This is a genomic window from Sphingobium sp. TomMM15 (assembly GCF_055397045.1).
In genome coordinates, this window is the sequence record NZ_AP027314.1 from 1,399,795 (window position 1) to 1,418,461 (window position 18,667).

The window sequence follows — 18,667 nt, forward strand, 5'->3', positions numbered from 1 at the left end:
TTTTTAACGCGCCGCCCCGGCAAAAGTATCGCATTGCGCCGGGTCACCGCTGTCCAGCCCCTTGCGCAGCCAGATCATCCGCTGCTCGCTTGACCCATGGGTAAAGCTTTCCGGCACGGGTCGCCTCCCCGCCGCCTTTTGCAATGTATCATCGCCGATGGATTGCGCGGCGGTCATGCCTTCTTCCAGATCGCCCGCTTCCATCAGCCCTGTGCGTTTCGCCCACACGCCTGCATAGCAATCGGCCTGCAACTCGACACGCACTTGCAGCACATTGCCTTGCTCTTCGCCCACGCTGCGCTGACGCTGCTGCACCTGCCCCAACGTGCCTTCCAGATCCTGCACATGATGCCCAACCTCATGGGCGATCACATAAGCTTGGGCAAAGTCACCCGGCGCGCCAAAGCGCTGGCGTAGTTCATTGAAAAAATCGGTGTCCAGATACACCTTCTTGTCATTGGGGCAGTAGAATGGACCCATCGCGCTTTGCGCGGCGCCGCAACCCGACGCGCCAGCCTGCGAGTAAAAAGACAGGACTGTCGGCTGATATTGCTGCCCCGATTGCTGGAAAATCTGGCCCCACACCTTCTCGGTCGATCCCAGGACCTTCAAAGACCAATGCTGAATTTCCGACAATTTCTGCGGATCGCGACTGACGGACGCATCCTGCTGCACGCCGCCTCCGCCACCGACCAGGCTCAGCGGATTGACGCCCATCACCATCAGGATGATGAGCGCGACGACGATCCCGCCGCAACCAAAACGGCTGCCGATAAATGGCAACAGCATGCCAAGGCCACCGCCTAGCCCGCCACCAAAGCCGCCACGGCCGCTTTGCACCTCGAAATTGGAGCTTTCCCGTTCGTCGTCCAGCCGCATGACGCCCTCTCTTTCATCCCATGCCTATCCGATCAGCGTGAAGGTTGGAACGGCTGCGATATGGAGTTGGTTGCTTTCAGCTTATCGGATTGTTGCAGCACATTAAGTTGGCACCCGCGCGCTAGTCGTTATATTGCACTGCGACATGGCCGATATCGATCCTTCCATTCCGCGCCGGGCGAGCACGCCGCTCCCCTTGCCCCACGATGTTGCGCTGCTGCTTCAAGGCGGCGGCGCCCTTGGGTCTTTTCAGGCCGGGGTTTATCAGCGCCTCGATGAACTTGGCATCGACGTCAGCTGGGTCGCGGGCATTTCGATCGGCGCTGTCAATGCCGCGATCATAGCGGGCAATCCACCGCACCGCCGCATCAGCAGGATGAAGAAATTTTGGCTGACGGTTTCCGGCGGCCTTCCCAATATCGTCCTGCCCGAAATCGATCATATTCGTGAAGCGGCACATTTGATGGCGGCGGGAGCCGTTGCGACCTTCGGCGTGCCCGGCATGTTCCGCCCTCGCCTCTGGCCATCCGTGATGATGCCCGAAGGCACGCCGGGGGCGATCAGCTTCTATGACAGCGCGCCCCTCAAGGAAACGCTCGACGCTTGTGTGGATTGGGACCTTCTGAACGACGGCCCTGTCCGCCTCTCGGTCGGAGCGGTGGATGTAGAAAGCGGCAACTTCGCTTATTGGGACACGCGAGGCCCTGACGGGCGGACCCGCATCGACGCCCGCCACATCATGGCTTCGGGCGCGCTTCCCCCCGGCTTGCCCCCGGTGGAAATAGATGGGCGGCATTATTGGGACGGCGGTCTCGTTTCCAACACGCCCCTAGCTCATGTGCTGGAACATCAAAATGACGACATGCTCGTCTTTCAGGTCGATCTTTTCCCCGCCGAAGGTCCGATGCCGCGCCAGATGACGGACGTCTATTCCCGCGCCAAGGACATTCAATATTCCAGCCGGACGCGTCAGGTCACTGATCAATATTTACGTCTGCGCCGCGAGCATAAGGCGATCAAGGCGCTGCTCGACAAACTGCCGCCAGATCTCAAGGACGACGCCGACGCCCAGCGCCTGCGCGAATATCTCGACCGTGGCTCGGTCAACATCGTCCACCTCATCTACCGCAGTCGCGCCTGGGAAAGTGGCGCTCGCGACTTTGAATTTTCCCGTTCCACCATGCTGGATCATTGGAGCCAGGGCCGCGACGCCGTCGAAGAAGTGATGCACAAGGGCGACCTTATCGCCCGCAACATCACGAACGGCAAAAGCGCCACCTTCGACCTCCAGGCCCCCGATACTCTCAAGGAGAAAAACGCATGACCAAGTCCCTCGCCGGAAAGACAGCGCTGATCACGGGCTCCACCTCCGGCATCGGCCTTGCTTATGCGAAGACCCTCGCGGCCGAGGGCGCGAACATCATCATCAACGGCTTCGGCGACAGCGCTGCGATCGAACAGGAACGGCAGGCGTTGGAGCAGGCGAGTGGCGCCAAGGCGCTCTACAGCGGGCATGACCTCACCAAGGCTGCCGAGATCGAAGCGATGATGCAGGAAGCGGCCAGTGCTTTTGGCGGCGTCGATATCCTCATCAACAATGCCGGTATGCAGCATGTCGCCCCGGTCGAGGATTTCCCGGTCGACAAATGGGACCTCATCATCGCCCTGAATCTGACCAGCGCGTTCCACACGTCCCGACTCGCGATTCCCTATATGAAGTCGAAAAAGTGGGGGCGCATCATCCAGACCGCCAGCGCCCATTCGCTTACAGCCTCTCCGTTCAAGAGCGCTTATGTGACCGCAAAGCACGGCCTTGCCGGGTTTACCAAGACGCTGGGCCTCGAACTCGCCACGTTCGGAATTACCGCCAACTGCATCTCACCGGGCTATGTCTGGACGCCGCTGGTCGAGAACCAGATTCCCGACACTATGAAAGCGCGGAACATGACGCGCGAGCAGGTGATGAATGATGTGCTGCTCGCTGGACAGCCGACCAAGCAATTCGTGACCGTGGATCAGGTTGCCGCCATGGCGCTCTTCCTGTGCAGTGATGCGGCGGCCAATATCACGGGCGCCAACATGAGTATCGACGGCGGCTGGACTGCCCAATAAGAGCGCGTTGCAATTTTACCACGCAAGGACTGGATGCACGGCGTCGGCGTTGAAGTTGGCCCGAAGAACATCGGCCTTGGCGGCATCACCGGCAACAGCGGCATTCGACTGCGCTTCCAGACCGAAACCTATGATTTCGACAGCTTCCGTCCGACCGCGGGTGTGATCTTCCACTTCTGATCCCGTCGCGACGGGTCATGACAGGCGCTCGTCCTTCAATGGACGGGCGCCTTTTCATATCTGCCACTTTCCTTGCGCCGCCAAATCTTCCTATGCTCCCATCCAACAGGGAGAATAGCCGATGCGTCACGCGTTCAAGCTCATCATGGCCGCCGCCACTCTTTCGTCCGCCGCCACGGCACAGACCGACCCCGCCCCCGCTCCTGCATCTCCAGTTCCACTGGCACAGGGGATAGCCGCCCAGATCGATCGCGACATGAGCGACCTCATGACGCTTTACCGCGATCTCCATGCCCATCCCGAACTGTCGGAACAGGAGACGGCAACCGCCGCAAAGCTCGCCCGCCGCCTTAAGGCGATGAAGTTCGACGTGACCGAAAAGGTGGGCGGCACCGGCGTCGTCGCAGTCATGAAAAATGGCGAGGGACCGGTTCTCCTCATCCGCGCGGACATGGATGGCCTGCCGGTTACTGAGCAGACCGGCCTCCCCTTCGCCTCGAAAGTTCGTACCAAGACGGCTGAAGGCATCGAAACCGGTGTCATGCACGCCTGCGGCCACGACACGCACATGACCGCCTTCATCGAAACCGCTAGGCTGCTGTCATCAAGGAAGGACAGCTGGCGCGGCACGCTGGTCATGATCCTCCAGCCAGCCGAGGAAGTCGGCCGGGGCGCGCGCATGATGCTGGACGATGGTCTCTACACCCGCTTTCCCCGTCCCACGCATGCCATCGCCTTCCATGACGCCGCCAATCTTCCGGCGGGCACGATCGGTTATACCCCCGGCTATACGCTCGCCAATGTAGACAGCGTGGACATAGTGGTTCGGGGCACTGGCGGTCATGGCGCCTATCCTCAAACGACAAAAGACCCCATAGTGCTGGGCGCCCGCATCGTCGGAGCTCTTCAGACCCTCATCAGCCGTGAACAGGACCCTCTGGACCCCGCAGTCGTCACGGTCGGCAGCTTCATCGGCGGCGCGAAGCATAATATCATCCCTGACGAGGCAAAGCTGCTTCTCACCGTCCGCAGCTATTCCGACGAGAATCGCGAACGGCTGATCCACGGCATCGAACGCATCGCGCGCGGCGAGGCAATCGCGGCGGGCATTCCCGACGATCGGATGCCGATTGTCTCGCTAAAGGATGAATTCACGCCCGCCGCCTACAATCCGCCAGCCTTCGCCAACGAAATGGCCGGACTGCTCAAAGCGCATTTCCCCGAAGGACGCGTCATCGAGACGAAGCCATCGATGGGCGGTGAGGATTTCGGCCGCTATTACCGGGCTGACAAAAGCATCAAAAGCTTCATCTTCTGGGTCGGAGGCGTTCCCGCCGATCAGATGGCAAAAGCCGCCGTTGGGCAGCTCACCCTTCCCTCCCTTCACAGCCCCTTCTGGGCGCCGGAGGCCGACAAGGTCATCGCCACGGCAAGCGAGGCCATGACGGTGCTCGCGTTGAACATATTGAAGCGATGAGCCGCAGCAATCCCTCTGTTCCCCCTGTCCCAACAGGATTCATGGCATGACGGCAATCATAAGAACGGCTGTTGAGGACGATGCGCCTCACCTCGCGGCAATCTACGCTCCTTATGTCTTGAACACCGTAATTTCGTTCGAAAGCGTGCCTCCAGACGCTGAGGAATTCAGCTTTCGGATGGCCGATTGCTTAAAATATTACCCATGGCTCATCGCGGAGGTGGATGGTCAGATAGTGGGATATGCCTATGCCGGACCCCATAGCGGCCGGGCAGCTTATGATTGGTCGGCGAATATCTCCGTCTATCTGACGGCTGATCATCATCGTCGCGGGATCGGGAGGCGTCTCTACGACATATTGATCCAGATATTGCGGCATCAGGGCTATCACAGCCTCTTCGCGGGCATAACCCTTCCGAACAGCGCCAGCGTGGCCATTCACACGGCGTTGGGTATGAAAGAGGTCGGCATCTACAGGGAAGTCGGCTTCAAATTCGGTCAATGGCATGACGTGATGTGGATGGGGATGGCGATTTCCCCCTCTACCGAACCTTCCGGAAAGCCGACGCCTTTCCCCTTACTCGGCAATCTTCAGAATATTGTTTCCGATCTGCATGTCACGGCCAGGCGCTAGGCGGGCCGGTGCCCTTTGCGCCACTTCGTCAGCAAATGCCGGGCCAGCATCATCGGGGGCATGCGCAGCCAGTGTGACCGAACGTAAAATGCAAAGCGCAGCAGCTTGCGCCTTTCACGCCCCCAACCGTCCCGAGCCAGCAGACGCGCGATGCAAAGGCGGTCGCTCCATCTCAGGCGATAGTCCACCTGAATGGGCGAGCGAAGGGGCCGGACAGGAGTGCCAAACAGGAAGTGCGCCAGCCTCAGCGCGCGCAACACCACCGCATACAATTGATGCTCCGCCGCCCTTTCAAGCAAGCCAAGATCAAAATCCTGCTGGTTCTCCCCAAATTCGCGGCACAGGCAGTGAATATCCCACAGGTTGCGCAAACCACCCGCCAGATCGCCATCCGCAAACAAGTGCGCGGCGGAATGGCAGATCATATCCTCCGGCGACAAGACCGATAACCGATCAGTCACCGGCACCGCATCCGCCAGCATCGCCTCCGCGTTCGGCCTCGGCCGCGCGGTCAGCGGCAGGATCGTATGATGCACATCGATCATCCGGTCACGCTCGCGATGGATCATCGGCGGCAGTTCATGCATCCATTGCCGGTAATAGGCGTCGTCATAGGCGTCTTCCTTGACCCACTCCCACCCCGCCGCGATCAACCTGTCCTCGACCTGCTTCAAACGGCCGTGCAGAACCAGAATGTCGAGATCGCCGATAAATCTTCCCTCGCCTGCCTTGAGCCCAGCTGCCGCATAGGCAGTCCCCTTCAACAGCAGCACCGGCTCGCCGAGCGCTTCAGCAGCCCGATCGGCTTCCCATAAAGCCTGCCGGGCTTCCCGTGCCGCATCCAGCCGAGCATCTGCGAGAATCGGCCGCACCCGCTCGGGCGCCAATCCCTCATCGATAACCATAGCCAGCGTTCCGACCAGCCGTTCAGCCCGAGCCGCCGCGATCAACGCATTCCACCCGGCACTGTCCAGACGCCTGACCGACGCCGGATCGCGGAGCGACCTGACCAAAAGCGCGGCGCTCATGTGAGTTCTTCCCACAACCGCTCGACCATCGCGATGGCTTCGTCCCCCGAGGGAAAGTCGATCGCCCGCGCGGGTACATGCTGAACGAACCGGGTTAGCGCACCGAACCCCGCCTCTCCCAATGCGACATAATTGGTGGACGCCTGAGTCAGGCGCATGAAAACCTCGCCCTGCCCCACCGGGCGAACGTCGGCGGCATGCCCGAAACGCGGAAACAGCAGCAGGGCGGGCTTCGCCGCTTCCGTCATCCGCGCGGCCGCATCGGGGCGCGGCATGAGGTGTCGAATATCCCCCTTCGCCGTGCCAGCCATCAACGGCCCCATCCGCTCGGCCGAAACCTCCCCCACGATCACGTCAATGGCGCCGTTCTTAAGCGAAACGAGCCGAGGGAAAGGCAGTAATTCCCCGGTGGCCAGGTCCAGCAGAGCGAATTCATCGCCCATGAGCCGCCAGCCGCGCTCGCCAAGCTGGGCCGCGAGCGTCGACTTGCCCGATCCGGACTCCCCGGTCATCACAAGGGCACGACCATCCTTCTCCACGCTCGACGCATGGAGCAGCAGGTGCCGCCGCCAACCCAACGCCATTTGCAGGTTCATGCCCATTTCCGCCGCCAGCAGCCCATGGGTCAAGCTCATCGGCGCCGCGTCGGCCAGGCCATGGTCACCGGTGATGAAGATGGACGGCCTGACCCATCGTCGGACCATGCTCGTCGGCTCAAGCCGCACGGTGAAGTCGGCCACATCCTCCCTTGGCTGGGGATAGCTGGCGTACAGCTTCGCCAACAGTTCCAGCGGCTCCCGCCACGCTGAACCAATCCGAAATGACGCTGGGCCGATGGACAAGGAAAGCTGGTGCCTCATGAACAGCGCACCAGACCCAGCGCCGTCAGCCCTTCCAGATGCGTCTCGATTTCCGCAATCGCCTGCGTCCGCTCGCCCAGATCATAGTGGCGTTCCAGCCGCGCATGCAGTTGCGCGGCTGTGGAGACATCTTCGTCATCCAGCGCCTCCAATATCTCTGGAGCAGGGCTGACCATCATATGCGTCTGGCCCGACGCGCGATGGTAAAGGACGATGATGTCCTCCAACACGCACGCGGCAATGTCCCTGTCTCTACGATAACGACGTTCTACGGTCACAAACTGCTCTCAAACTCACTGGCGACGCTCCGCTGTAGCGCACAGGAGTAAGCAGGTGCCTAACGCGGCATTTGCAATGATGCGTAGCAGGTGAAACCGCTGGTTCCGGACTGAAGGCGCCGGATATAGTTCAGATACGCCTGATTCTGCTCATAGCTTGTGCCCGGCAACCTGCCGCCACGCAGAGCCTGCCGGACCTGCTCACCGCTATAGCTTGTCCCTTGCGCAGGCACGGCGCCCGCTGTCCCTGCCGGTACAAGCTGGCCATTGGGCGCGATATATTTTCCCGCACGCGCCTGATCGGGAACCGGAATGGTGCAGTTCAGCACCGACGCGGCGGTATTGGCCAGAGCCGGACGGATGGACACAATCGCTGATGCGGCAACGGCGCCACCCATCAGCAGCTGGCGGCGCGAAGGCGCGATCGAGTCGACATCCCGCTCCGTGGCCTCTGAAGGCACGGAATCGGAAGCATGCTGTCCGGGCGATTGATCTTTCATACCGTCCTGATCCGCTATCGCGCTTGCCAAAGCGTAAAGAATCCACGCTATTGCGCCAGCCATTGCAGCAAAGCAGCCAATAATCCAGCGCGGTAACCATGAATCGACTGAGCATTTCCCAGATCACGGCGTCGCTCGCCATGCTGTTTTTGGCTACCGGAACCGCATTGCTGATGGGCGCGGCGCTCTCAGCCATCGCTCTTCCTGTGCTCGCGGGCATCGCCGTCCTGCTCATCGCTGCCCAATCGCCCACGTCCCGCCCTGCCGCATCTCCCACGATCGAACCTGTCACCGACATAGTCGAACATCCCGACTTCACCGACATGATGGAGGCGATCGCGGACCCCCTAATGCTCATTGAACGGGGCCGGATCATCCGGGCCAACCGGGCGGCGCAACGATTGCTCGGCGCGCATATCGAGGGTGAGGATGCCCGCATCGCCATCCGCCATCCCGCCGCCGCCGAACGGCTCGCCAGCCTTGCGCCGATGAGCGAGGCGGTGATGCTGGAGCTGGTGGGTCTCGGCACACGCGATCAACGCTGGCAGATGCGCATTGCACCGGTCGGCGACGATGACGCAGTGCGTCGGCTGGTGCATCTTGCCGACCATAGCGGCGCCTATGCCGCCGAAAAGATGCGCGTCGATTTCGTGGCCAACGCCAGTCACGAGCTTCGCACGCCCCTTGCGGGCATATTGGGCTTCATCGAAACGCTGGGTGATCCGGACCTTGGCCGCGACAATGATACGCGGCAACGCTTCCTCAAGATCATGGACGGTGAGGCGCGCCGAATGCAGCGGCTGATCGATGATCTCATTTCCCTTTCCCGCATTGAGGCGGAAAAATACCGCGTCCCTGACAGCCCGGTCGATCTTGGCGCCTTGGCTGCCGAGGTGGTAGGCGTTTTCCGAACGAGCCATGGCGACCGGGGCCGGGAAGTGGAGTTGGACGTCACGCCCGGCCTGTCCGAAGTCGCGGGAGACAGGCCGCAATTGTCACAGTTGCTTCACAACCTGATCGGCAACTCGGTGAAATATGGAAAGGCCGGAACACCGATTCGCGTCAGCCTGACGGAAGGCCCTGGCGGGATGACCCGGCTCGTCGTCGCTGACGAGGGCGAAGGGATCGGCCCGGATCACCTGCCCCGCCTGACCGAACGTTTCTACCGCGTCGATTCCGGGCGCAGCCGGGCTGTGGGCGGCACCGGCCTTGGCCTCGCCATCGTGAAGCATATCGTGGAGCGGCACCGTGGTCGGCTCGACATTGTAAGCGCGCCGGGAAAAGGGACCACGATCACGGTCCTGCTGCCGCCGATGCCCGCTGAAGAGAGGCTGTCAGTGTCCAAACATTGAATAAATTCTGCTCATCTTTTGAGCTTCCGGCCGCAATGTCATAAAAGTGCAATTGGACTGTCACAAAGGCGCGACCTACCGCGGCTACTGCGCGCCAAGGGGGGCAGCGATTGCGAATCGCGGCCTTTGATAAAGGAGACTATCCGTGAAGCATTTCGCTCTGATGGCTGCTACCGCAGCGGCCGCTCTTACTCTTGCCGGTTGCGGCGACCAATCGGGCGGCAGCGCCGGTGGGACGCGTGACCAAATCCGCGCGGTCGGTTCCTCGACCGTTTATCCCTTCGCGACGGCGGTCGCCGAAATGTTCGTCCAGGGCAATCCCGGCATGAAGTCGCCGATCATCGAATCGACCGGCACCGGCGGCGGCATGAAGCTGTTCTGCGCGGGCGTCGGCGCACAGCATCCCGACATCGCAAACGCCTCGCGCCGCATGAAGAAAGCCGAGTTCGAGGATTGCCAGAAGAACGGCGTCAAGGACATCATCGAAGTCCAGGTGGGCGTCGATGGCCTCGCCTTCGCCGAGTCAAAGGACGGCCCGGGTTTCAAGCTGACCCCGAAGATCGTCTATGAAGCGCTCGCCGCCAATCCTTATGGCAAGGGTCCGAACAAGGCGGAAACCTGGAAGGACGTTGACCCGAGCCTGCCCGCAACCGCGATCAGCGTATTTGGCCCGCCTTCGACCAGCGGCACCCGCGATTCGCTTGCCGAACTGATCCTGACCAAGGGCTGCGAAACCGATCCGGCCATGAAGGCACTCAAGGAAAAGAGCGAGGACGAGTTCAAGGCAACCTGCACCCGCATCCGCGAAGACGGCAAATATGTGGATTCGGGCGAAAACGACAATCTGATTGTTCAAAAGCTCGCCGCGAACCCCAATGCTCTCGGCGTGTTCGGCTTCAGCTATCTTGAGGAAAACAAGGACAAGCTGAAGGACGTGTCGATCAACGGCGTCGAAGCGACCTATGAAACAGTGTCGACCGGCAAATATCCGGGCGCTCGCCCCCTCTTCATCTATGTGAAGAAGGCGCACATGACCGCGATCCCGGGTCTTCAGGCCTATCTCAACACCTTCGCCGCCAACTGGGCGCCCGACGGCGCGCTGACAAAGCGCGGCATGGTTGCTGCACCGGAAGACGTGCGCAAGACGAGCGGCGAAACGATAAAGTCGCTGGCTGTTCTCGACGGTTCGCAGCTCAAGTAAGCGGAAAATATGACAGGTCCTGCAATCTTCCTGCTGCTGGCAGGCCTGGGCGCCATCGCCTGGGTCAGTGCCCGGACGCGCGCGCTGCGGCTGCAAACCGCCGCGCGCGCTTCGGGCCGCCGCGACGCCGTGCATAGCCTTCCTGGCTATCATGGCTGGTATGTCGCGCTCTGGACGCTCATCCCAGCGGCGATCTTTCTCGCCGTCTGGGCGAACGTCGCCCCTGGGCTCGTCACTCAGCAAGTGTTGAGCAGCCCGGCCGCGCACAGCCTGCCAGCAGATGATTTCTCGCGCTCGGCCATATTAGGCGAAGCGCGAGCGATCGCCAGCGGTTCGCAATCGGGAGCGTTCAACCCGCTCTCGCAGGGCCTTGTCCAACCCTATAAGGACGCCATCGGCAAATATGGCATCGCGGGCGCAGCGCTCGCACTGGTGCTGGCCTTTGCCGGGGGCGCCTATGCCTTCACTCGCGTGCGGCCTGATTTCCGGGCGCGCACGCGGGTCGAAAGGCTCGTGATGGCGGTGTTGCTTGTCGCATCGCTCCTCGCGATCGTTACCACATTGGGCATCGTCGTGTCGCTGCTGTGGCAGAGCCTTCGCTTCTTCTCGATGGTGAACCCGTTCGATTTCCTCTTCGGCACCAAATGGAGCCCGCAATCGGCGGCGCTGGGCTACGGCAATGACGACGCGTTCGGCGCTGTCCCCCTATTCTGGGGCACGATCTTCATCGGCGCGATCATCGCGATGGTCGTCGCCATCCCGCTTGGCCTGATGAGCGCCATTTATCTGACCCAATATGCCAGCCCCACGGTACGCAAGTGGATGAAGCCCATCCTTGAGGTGCTCGCGGGCGTCCCGACCGTCGTCTACGGCTATTTCGCCGCATTGACAGTGGCCCCCGCATTGCGCGACCTCGCCGTGGCGATCGGCATTCAAGGAGCCTCCTCCGAAAGCGCCTTAGCCGCCGGCTTGGTCATGGGCGTGATGATCATACCCTTCGTATCCTCCATGGCGGACGACAGCATCGCAGCCGTGCCGCAATCCATGCGCGACGGCAGCCTCGCCATGGGCGCAACCACCAGCGAAACGATCCGCCGCGTGCTGATCCCCGCCGCCCTTCCCGGCGTCGTCGGCGGCGTGCTGCTGGCCGTCAGCCGCGCGATCGGCGAGACGATGATCGTGGTGATGGCAGCCGGTCTGGCGGCAAACCTCACCTTAAATCCCTTCGCCAGCGTCACGACTGTAACGACGCAGATCGTCCAGCTTCTGACCGGCGACCAGGAATTCGACAGCGCAAAGACGCTGGCCGCCTTCGCCCTTGGCCTCGTCCTCTTCGTGGTAACACTGCTGCTCAACATCGTGGCCCTGCGGGTCGTGAAGAAATATCGCGAGGCTTACGAATAATGGCACCCGAACGCCTCCCCACCGACTGGAAGTCGGACGCGATGCGCAAGCGGATCGCCCGGCGCTATGCTTCCGAACGCCGCTTCAAGGCGGCTGGCCTTCTCGCCGTGGCACTGTCGGCCGCCTTTCTTGCCTTCCTGCTCTTCAACATGATGGGCAATGGCCTGCGCGGTTTCACGCGGACGGAAATAGCGGTGAAGATCGACTTCCCCGCGTCGCCGCTGCTGCTCGATCCGAATGCGATTACCGATCAGTCGCTCGCCAACGCGAACCTGCCGATGGTGACGGGCGACGTCGTGAAAAAGGCGCTGGGCGCGGATGCCGAGGAATGGGTGTCGCCCACGGCCTGGGTCGTTCTGCGTGACGCTATCAAGGCCGATCCCGGCATCCTTAGCCGTACTGAGACCATCAAACTGCCCGCATCGACCACCATCGATCTGGCGGCAAAGAGCGAGGGTTCGCCCGAGGCCGAAGCGGCTGTGGAGCGCCTCAACAAGGCAGGCCTGCTCACGACGGGCTTCAATATGAGCTTCCTGTCCGCCAGTGACGGCACCGACCCGACACAGGTCGGCATCTGGGGCGCGTTCAAGGGATCGCTTCTCACCATGCTGGTGACGCTGGTGCTCAGCTTCCCGATCGGCGTCGCTACCGCCGTCTATCTGGAGGAATATGCGCGCAAGAACTGGCTGACCGACATCATCGAAGTGTCGATCAATAATCTCGCCGCCGTCCCCTCGATCATTTTTGGCCTGCTCGGTCTGTCGATCTTCTTGAACTTCCTGCACCTGCCGCGCTCCGCCGCGCTGGTCGGCGGCATGACGCTGGCGCTCATGACCATGCCAGTCATCGTCATCGCCGGGCGCAACGCCATCAAGTCGGTCCCGCCCAGCATCCGCGACGCAGCGCTCGGCATCGGCGCTTCGCCTGTCCAAGTGGTCTTCCACCACGTCCTGCCGCTCGCCCTGCCCGGCATCCTCACCGGCACGATCATCGGCATGGCCCGCGCGCTCGGCGAAACGGCGCCGCTGCTGATGATCGGCATGCGCGCCTTCATCGCCACGCCGCCGGGCGGGATCACCGATCCAGCGACCGTCCTGCCGGTGCAGATTTTCCTGTGGTCCGACGAAGTCTCAAAGGGCTTTGTCGAAAAGACCTCCGCCGCCATCATCGTCCTGCTGATCTTCCTGCTCGCGATGAACGGCCTCGCCATCTACCTGCGCAACAAGTTCGAAAAACGGTGGTAACAATGATGCACGAACCGCAAACACTGGTGCCCGCCACCCAAGTCAAGATGACCGCGCGCGACGTGAAGGTCTTCTATGGCGAAAAGCAGGCGATAAAGGGCGTCTCCATCGACGTCGACATGGATAATGTCACTGCCTTCATCGGCCCGTCGGGCTGCGGCAAGTCGACCTTCCTGCGGACCCTCAACCGCATGAACGACACCGTCGCTTCCGCCCGGGTCGAAGGCGCGATCACGCTCGATGGCGAGGACATCTACGCCCCCTCGATGGACGTGGTGCAACTGCGTGCCCGCGTCGGCATGGTGTTCCAGAAGCCCAACCCATTCCCCAAGTCGATCTACGAGAACATCGCCTACGGCCCGCGCATCCACGGCCTGGCCCATGCCAAAGCGGATCTTGACGTCATCGTCGAAAAATCGCTCCGCCGCGCGGGCCTGTGGGAAGAGGTGAAGGACCGCCTGCACGACAGCGGAACCGCGCTTTCGGGCGGCCAGCAGCAGCGCCTCTGCATCGGCCGCGCCATCGCGGTCGAGCCGGAAGTCATCCTGATGGACGAGCCCTGCTCGGCACTCGACCCGATCGCGACTGCGAAGATCGAGGAGCTGATCCACGAACTGCGCGGTCGTTACGCGATCGTCATCGTCACCCACAATATGCAGCAGGCCGCCCGCGTGTCGCAGCGCACCGCCTTTTTCCATCTGGGCGAACTGGTCGAATATGGCGTGACCTCGGACATCTTCACTAATCCCCGCCAGGAGCGGACCAAGGACTATATCACCGGTCGCTACGGCTGACCCGAGCGATTTCGAGCCAGATGGAACATCTGGCGGCTCGGAAATCGCGCAACAAGATCCAGCATCGATCAACGATCGATGCCTGCGGAGAGACGACATATGGCTGAACATACGATCAAGGCGTTCGACGAGGAAATCGACAAGCTGCGCGGCCTTATCGCCGAAATGGGCGGTCGTGCCGAAGCCGCCATCGAGAATGCAATGGTTGCGCTCCAGCGGCAGGACAAGACGCTCGCCGCGCAGGTGGTCACCGACGACAAGCGCATCGACGCTATCGAGGCGGAAGTTGAAAAGCTGGTGATCCAGGTCATCGCCCTGCGCGCGCCCATGGCCAACGACCTGCGCGATGTCATTGCCGCGCTGAAGATCGTCGGGGTTGTCGAACGGATCGGCGACTATGCGAAGAATATCGCCAAACGCGTTCCCCTGATCGCCACCAACCAGCGCACGCTGGAGCCCGTCTCGCTACTGCCCTCCATGGGTCAGGTAGCGGCCGAGATGGTGCATGACGCGCTCAACGCCTTCGCGGCCCGAGACGCTGATCTCGCCACGGCGGTGATCGAGCGCGACACGGTGGTGGACGATTTCTACAACAGCGTCTTCCGCAGCCTCGTTACCTACATGGTCGAAAATCCCAAGACCATCAGCGAGTGCGCGCATCTGCTCTTCATCGCGAAGAATATCGAGCGGATCGGCGACCACGCCACGAACGTCGCGGAGATGGTCTATTACGCCGCGACCGGCCAGATGGCCCCGGAACGCGAACGCGGCGGCACCCAGCCCTTGGAGGACTGAATATGGCGAGAGCCAAGATGCTTCTGGTTGAAGATGACGCGGCCCTCGCAGAACTTCTCATCTGGCATTTCAAGCGCGAGGATTTCGAGGTCGCCCATACCGTCGATGGTGAGGAGGCCTTATTGCTGGCGCAGGAAAATGTGCCCGACATCGTCCTGCTCGACTGGATGGTGGAAAGCCTGTCCGGCATCGAAGTCTGCCGCCGCCTCCGCCGCATGAACGGCACGGCCAATGTGCCGATCATCATGCTGACAGCGCGCGGTGAGGAGGAAGATCGGGTTCGCGGCCTGGAAACCGGCGCCGACGATTATGTCACCAAGCCCTTCTCACCCCGCGAACTGGTGGCCCGCGTCGGCGCAGTCCTCCGCCGCGTGCGCCCGGCCCTCGCTGGCGAGACGCTCACTTTTGCAGACGTGGAAATGGACACCGTCGGTCACAAGGTCCGTCGCGGCGGCCAGGTGATCCCCCTCGGCCCCACAGAATTCCGCCTGCTCAAGCATTTCCTGGAGCATCCCGGCTGGGTCTTCTCGCGCGAGCGGTTGCTGGACAGCGTGTGGGGCCAGGACAGCGACATCGAACTGCGCACCGTCGATGTCCACATCCGCCGCCTGCGCAAGGCAATCAATGCCGACGGCCAATATCGCGACATCATCCGCACCGTGCGTTCAGCGGGTTACGCGCTCGACACGGATGGGGTGGGTTAATCCTCCCCATGGCACATGGGGAGGGGGACCAGCGAAGCTGGTGGAGGGGAAATGGCACGACCTCCGCAGCTTCTCCTCCACCATTTGCTGCGCAAACGGTCCCCCTCCCCACGCTTCGCGCAGGAGGAATTTCCATCCCAATCAACCAACTCAAAGCAAAAGCGCCCCAGTCTTTCAAGCCAGAGCGCTTCCCTGACCTCTTACAGGCGTCTCAAGCCGCCTTGCGCGCCTTCACCAGCTTCTTCATCAACATGTCCCGCTTCAACCGCGAGAGATGATCGATAAACAGCACGCCCTGCAAATGATCCATCTCGTGCTGTAAGCAAGTGGCCAGCAAGCCCTCAAGCTGCTCCTCATGAATACGCCCTTCGCGATCCATCCAGCTCGCCCGGATCGTCGCGGGCCGCTCCACCTCGGCATATTGGTCTGGCACCGACAGGCAGCCCTCATTATAGACGGACAGGTCCGCCGAACCCTCCAAAATCTCGGGATTGATGAACACCATCGGCTTTTTCACCGCCGGTGCCCCTTCCTCGTCTGATTCGGGCTCCTGCAAATCCATCACCAGCACGCGCTTCGGCACGCCCACCTGGATCGCCGCAAGGCCTATGCCCGGAGCGTCGTACATGGTCTCGAACATATCATCGATCAGGCGTTGCAGATCGTCATCGATCGCCTCCACCGGAGACGAAATGTTACGCAGGCGCGGGTCAGGCGCCTCAAGGATTGGAAGAATGGCCATGTGGTTAAAATAGCCGCAATGACGGGCTTTTTCAAGCGACCGCCAAATTCACCCAAGAGGCCGCCGCGCCCGCAAAGCCTGCGCCAATGTGCCCTCATCCAGATAGTCGAGTTCACCGCCCACAGGCACGCCATGGGCCAACTGCGTCAGCCGCACCGGAAAGCGCTCCAGCCGTTCCGCCAGATAATGCGCGGTGGTCTGCCCCTCCAGCGTCGCGTTCATCGCCAGCACCACTTCATCAATGCCGCCCGCTTCGACTCGCGTCACCAGCGCATCGATGGAAAGGTCTTCCGGCCGCACCCCTTCCAGCGCCGACAATCGCCCACCTAATACATGGAAACGCCCCGGAAAAAGCCTCGACTTGTCGAGCGCCCACAGGTCCGCCACATCCTCCACCACGCACAGCGCGCGAGCGTCGCGGCGCGGGTCGGCACAGATGCCGCAGGGATCCACCGTATCGACATTCCCGCATAAACCGCACGTAACCAGCCGATCATTCACCGCATCAAGCGCACGCAGCAGCGGTTCCAGCGCGCTTTCCCGCTTCTTCAGCAGGTGCAACACAGCACGCCGCGCCGAACGCGGGCCAAGGCCCGGCAGACGGGACAGCGCCTGCGTCAGCGCATCAATCTCGAGAGAAGCCATGGAACCGAGATAGGGGCTTGCAAGTCCGGGGTCAAAAGAGTTGAGAGGCGACTATGCGCATCATCTATATGGGAACTCCGGATTTCGCCGTCCCCGCCCTCGTGGCGCTGGCCAAGGCCGGGCATGAGATCGTGGCGGTGTATAGCCAACCGCCCCGCCCCGCCGGGCGTGGGAAGGCGCTACGCCCCTCCCCCGTTCAGGCTCAGGCGGAGCAGATGGGCATCGAGGTTCGCACGCCGATTTCGCTCAAGGACGCGGAGGTGCAATCCGCCTTTGCCGCATTGAACGCCGATGTCGCAGTGGTTGCCGCCTATGGACTGATCCTGCCGCGCGCTGTGCTGGACGCCCCCCGTTCCGGCTGCCTCAACATCCACGCCTCCCTGCTTCCCCGCTGGCGCGGCGCAGCGCCGATCCAACGCGCTATCCTCTCGGGCGACAATGTCACCGGCGTCACGATCATGGATATGGAAGCGGGCCTCGACACCGGCCCGATGCGCGCCAAGCATGTGACCCCGATCGAGGACAAGACCGCAGGCGCGCTCACCGCCGAGCTGGCGCAGGCAGGGGCTGAATTGATGATCGAGGTCTTGGACGACCTCCCTGCACACCCGGCTGTGCCCCAGCCAGAAGAGGGCGTCACCTACGCCGCCAAGATCGACAAATGCGAAGCCCGTCTCGACTTCACCCGCGACGCGCATCAGGTCGAACGGCAGATACGCGCCTTCAACCCCTTCCCCGGCGCATTCCTGGAATATCGCGGCGAACGCTTCCGCATCCTCGCCGCCCATGTCGAGGAGCATGAAGGCCCGCCAGGCGAACTGCTCGACAACAGCCTGCTCATCGGCTGCGGCCACGGCGCGATCCGTCCGACCCTGATCCAGCGCGCCGGCAAGGGTGCGATGTCTCCGGGCGAACTCCTGCGCGGCTACGACATGCCCGCCGGGTCGCGCGTCGATGCCTAATCCCACTTCACCCCACAACCGTCATCCCAGCGAAAGCTGGGATCTCAGGGGACGGCATGCCACATGGTCCAACATCCCAGTTTTCCCTGGGATGACGGCGTCAATATTTTCGCTGATATAGCCCCCAATGACCCGCTTCGCCTTCACCGTAGAATTTGACGGCCGCCCGTTCATGGGCTGGCAACGGCAGGCGCACGGTCCCAGCGTCCAGCAGGCGCTGGAATACGCCATCCACGCCATCACCGGCGAGCGCGCCGTGATTCACGCAGCGGGCCGAACCGACGCCGGGGTCCACGGCCTTGCCATGCGCGCCCATGCAGACATTGAGAAGCCGATCGCGCCCTTCCGCCTGATGGAAGCGATGAACGCGCTCTTGCGTCCCGACCCCGTCGCCATTCTCGCCTGCGAAACCGTGCCCGATGACTGGCACGCCCGCTTCTCCTGCATCGGCCGCGCCTATGTTTACCGCATCGCCAATCGCCGCGCGCCGCTCACATTCGAAAGCGGTCTGGTCTGGCGCGTTATCCAGCCGCTCGACACCGACGCCATGCAGGAAGCCGCACAATTGCTCGTCGGCCGTCACGACTTCACCACCTTCCGATCGGCCCATTGCCAGGCGGAAAGCCCGCTAAAATCCCTCGACCGCCTCGACGTGGAACGCGAAGGCGACCGCATCGCCATCCATGCCGAGGCGCGTTCCTTCCTCCACCATCAGGTGCGCTCGATGGTCGGTTGCCTGGCGTTGGTCGGCATGGGTCGCTGGTCGATAGCCAACATGCGCGCTGCCCGAGACGCGAAGGACAGAGCCGCGCTCGGCCTAAACGCTCCGCCAGACGGCCTGTATTTCGTGCAAGCGCGCTACTGAACCCCTCGTCA

20 protein-coding genes and 1 pseudogene are annotated in these 18,667 nt (G+C 62.1%); 14 read left to right on the forward strand and 7 right to left on the reverse strand.

Annotation, left to right across the window (positions count from 1 at the left end; all coding sequences use genetic code 11):
• Nucleotides 1-3: 3 nt before the first annotated feature.
• Complete coding sequence (gene ypfJ, locus ACZ51H_RS07080; protein ID WP_464801360.1) at nt 4-879, reverse strand: KPN_02809 family neutral zinc metallopeptidase; 876 nt, start codon at nt 877-879, stop codon at nt 4-6.
• A 145-nt stretch (nt 880-1,024) separates the two neighbouring features.
• Here ypfJ and ACZ51H_RS07085 point away from each other — a divergent pair, with 145 nt between their 5' ends.
• The 5 genes and pseudogenes from ACZ51H_RS07085 to ACZ51H_RS07105 all read left to right on the forward strand — a co-directional run bounded on the left by ACZ51H_RS07085 (nt 1,025) and on the right by ACZ51H_RS07105 (nt 5,282).
• Complete coding sequence (locus ACZ51H_RS07085) at nt 1,025-2,203, forward strand: patatin-like phospholipase family protein (protein ID WP_460986182.1); 1,179 nt, start codon at nt 1,025-1,027, stop codon at nt 2,201-2,203.
• Nucleotides 2,200-2,991 (forward strand): 3-hydroxybutyrate dehydrogenase, encoded by a 792-nt coding sequence (locus ACZ51H_RS07090; protein ID WP_464801361.1) that lies wholly within the window; start codon nt 2,200-2,202, stop codon nt 2,989-2,991. Before ACZ51H_RS07085 ends, ACZ51H_RS07090 begins: the two co-directional genes overlap by 4 nt.
• A 21-nt stretch (nt 2,992-3,012) precedes the next feature.
• Nucleotides 3,013-3,171, forward strand: a pseudogene (locus ACZ51H_RS07095) (opacity protein); the annotation flags it as partial.
• A 121-nt stretch (nt 3,172-3,292) separates the two neighbouring features.
• A complete protein-coding gene (locus ACZ51H_RS07100) occupies nt 3,293-4,648 on the forward strand; it encodes an amidohydrolase (protein ID WP_464801362.1) in 1,356 nt (451 codons plus the stop codon).
• A 46-nt stretch (nt 4,649-4,694) separates the two neighbouring features.
• Complete coding sequence (locus ACZ51H_RS07105; RefSeq protein WP_464801363.1) at nt 4,695-5,282, forward strand: arsinothricin resistance N-acetyltransferase ArsN1 family B; 588 nt, start codon at nt 4,695-4,697, stop codon at nt 5,280-5,282.
• Here the strand turns inward: ACZ51H_RS07105 and ACZ51H_RS07110 are convergent.
• From ACZ51H_RS07110 to ACZ51H_RS07125, 4 genes are read right to left on the reverse strand one after another with little or no spacing between them, the layout of a single operon-like run.
• Complete coding sequence (locus tag ACZ51H_RS07110) at nt 5,279-6,310, reverse strand: nucleotidyltransferase domain-containing protein (protein ID WP_464801364.1); 1,032 nt, start codon at nt 6,308-6,310, stop codon at nt 5,279-5,281. The genes ACZ51H_RS07105 and ACZ51H_RS07110 overlap by 4 nt on opposite strands.
• Entirely contained in the window at nt 6,307-7,170 is an 864-nt protein-coding gene (locus ACZ51H_RS07115) for an HprK-related kinase A (protein WP_464801365.1), read from the reverse strand. The genes ACZ51H_RS07110 and ACZ51H_RS07115 overlap by 4 nt, the downstream gene beginning before the upstream one ends.
• Nucleotides 7,167-7,448, reverse strand: a complete 282-nt coding sequence (locus ACZ51H_RS07120) for an HPr-rel-A system PqqD family peptide chaperone (protein WP_464801366.1) — start codon at nt 7,446-7,448, stop codon at nt 7,167-7,169. The genes ACZ51H_RS07115 and ACZ51H_RS07120 overlap by 4 nt, the downstream gene beginning before the upstream one ends.
• A gap of 59 nt (nt 7,449-7,507) precedes the next feature.
• On the reverse strand, nt 7,508-7,948 hold the full coding sequence (locus ACZ51H_RS07125; RefSeq protein ID WP_464801367.1) for a hypothetical protein: 441 nt from the start codon (nt 7,946-7,948) through the stop codon (nt 7,508-7,510).
• 98 nt (nt 7,949-8,046) lie between these two features.
• On the opposite strand from ACZ51H_RS07125, the gene ACZ51H_RS07130 reads away from it, so the two are divergent.
• From ACZ51H_RS07130 to phoB, 7 genes are all read left to right on the forward strand, one after another.
• A complete protein-coding gene (locus tag ACZ51H_RS07130) occupies nt 8,047-9,300 on the forward strand; it encodes an ATP-binding protein (RefSeq protein ID WP_464801368.1) in 1,254 nt (417 codons plus the stop codon).
• A gap of 145 nt (nt 9,301-9,445) precedes the next feature.
• The gene (locus ACZ51H_RS07135) at nt 9,446-10,501 is read left to right on the forward strand and encodes a substrate-binding domain-containing protein (RefSeq protein WP_464771070.1); all 1,056 of its coding nucleotides are present in this window, start codon (nt 9,446-9,448) and stop codon (nt 10,499-10,501) included.
• 9 nt (nt 10,502-10,510) lie between these two features.
• Nucleotides 10,511-11,905, forward strand: a complete 1,395-nt coding sequence (gene pstC, locus ACZ51H_RS07140) for a phosphate ABC transporter permease subunit PstC (RefSeq protein ID WP_464771071.1) — start codon at nt 10,511-10,513, stop codon at nt 11,903-11,905.
• Nucleotides 11,905-13,149, forward strand: coding sequence for a phosphate ABC transporter permease PstA (pstA, locus tag ACZ51H_RS07145; protein WP_464801369.1), 1,245 nt, complete (start codon nt 11,905-11,907; stop codon nt 13,147-13,149). Before pstC ends, pstA begins: the two co-directional genes overlap by 1 nt.
• Nucleotides 13,150-13,154: 5 nt before the next feature.
• Nucleotides 13,155-13,943 carry a phosphate ABC transporter ATP-binding protein PstB gene (pstB, locus tag ACZ51H_RS07150; RefSeq protein ID WP_449474654.1) on the forward strand — a complete coding sequence of 263 codons (789 nt, stop codon included), beginning with the start codon at nt 13,155-13,157 and terminating at the stop codon, nt 13,941-13,943.
• Between the two features lie 99 nt (nt 13,944-14,042).
• Complete coding sequence (gene phoU, locus ACZ51H_RS07155; protein ID WP_449473488.1) at nt 14,043-14,738, forward strand: phosphate signaling complex protein PhoU; 696 nt, start codon at nt 14,043-14,045, stop codon at nt 14,736-14,738.
• Between the two features lie 2 nt (nt 14,739-14,740).
• Complete coding sequence (gene phoB / locus ACZ51H_RS07160; RefSeq protein ID WP_460986193.1) at nt 14,741-15,442, forward strand: phosphate regulon transcriptional regulator PhoB; 702 nt, start codon at nt 14,741-14,743, stop codon at nt 15,440-15,442.
• Nucleotides 15,443-15,653: 211 nt separating this feature from the next.
• Here phoB and def read toward each other — a convergent pair whose 3' ends face one another.
• Entirely contained in the window at nt 15,654-16,184 is a 531-nt protein-coding gene (gene def, locus ACZ51H_RS07165; RefSeq protein ID WP_464801370.1) for a peptide deformylase, read from the reverse strand.
• Nucleotides 16,185-16,232: 48 nt separating this feature from the next.
• Nucleotides 16,233-16,829, reverse strand: coding sequence for a recombination mediator RecR (gene recR, locus ACZ51H_RS07170; RefSeq protein WP_460986194.1), 597 nt, complete (start codon nt 16,827-16,829; stop codon nt 16,233-16,235).
• Nucleotides 16,830-16,882: 53 nt separating this feature from the next.
• Between recR and fmt the strand changes: the two genes are divergently transcribed.
• Nucleotides 16,883-17,791, forward strand: a complete 909-nt coding sequence (fmt, locus tag ACZ51H_RS07175) for a methionyl-tRNA formyltransferase (RefSeq protein ID WP_464801371.1) — start codon at nt 16,883-16,885, stop codon at nt 17,789-17,791.
• A gap of 127 nt (nt 17,792-17,918) precedes the next feature.
• Nucleotides 17,919-18,656: a tRNA pseudouridine(38-40) synthase TruA gene (gene truA, locus ACZ51H_RS07180; RefSeq protein WP_464793450.1), complete on the forward strand. Its 738-nt coding sequence runs from the start codon at nt 17,919-17,921 to the stop codon at nt 18,654-18,656.
• Nucleotides 18,657-18,667: the final 11 nt, after the last annotated feature.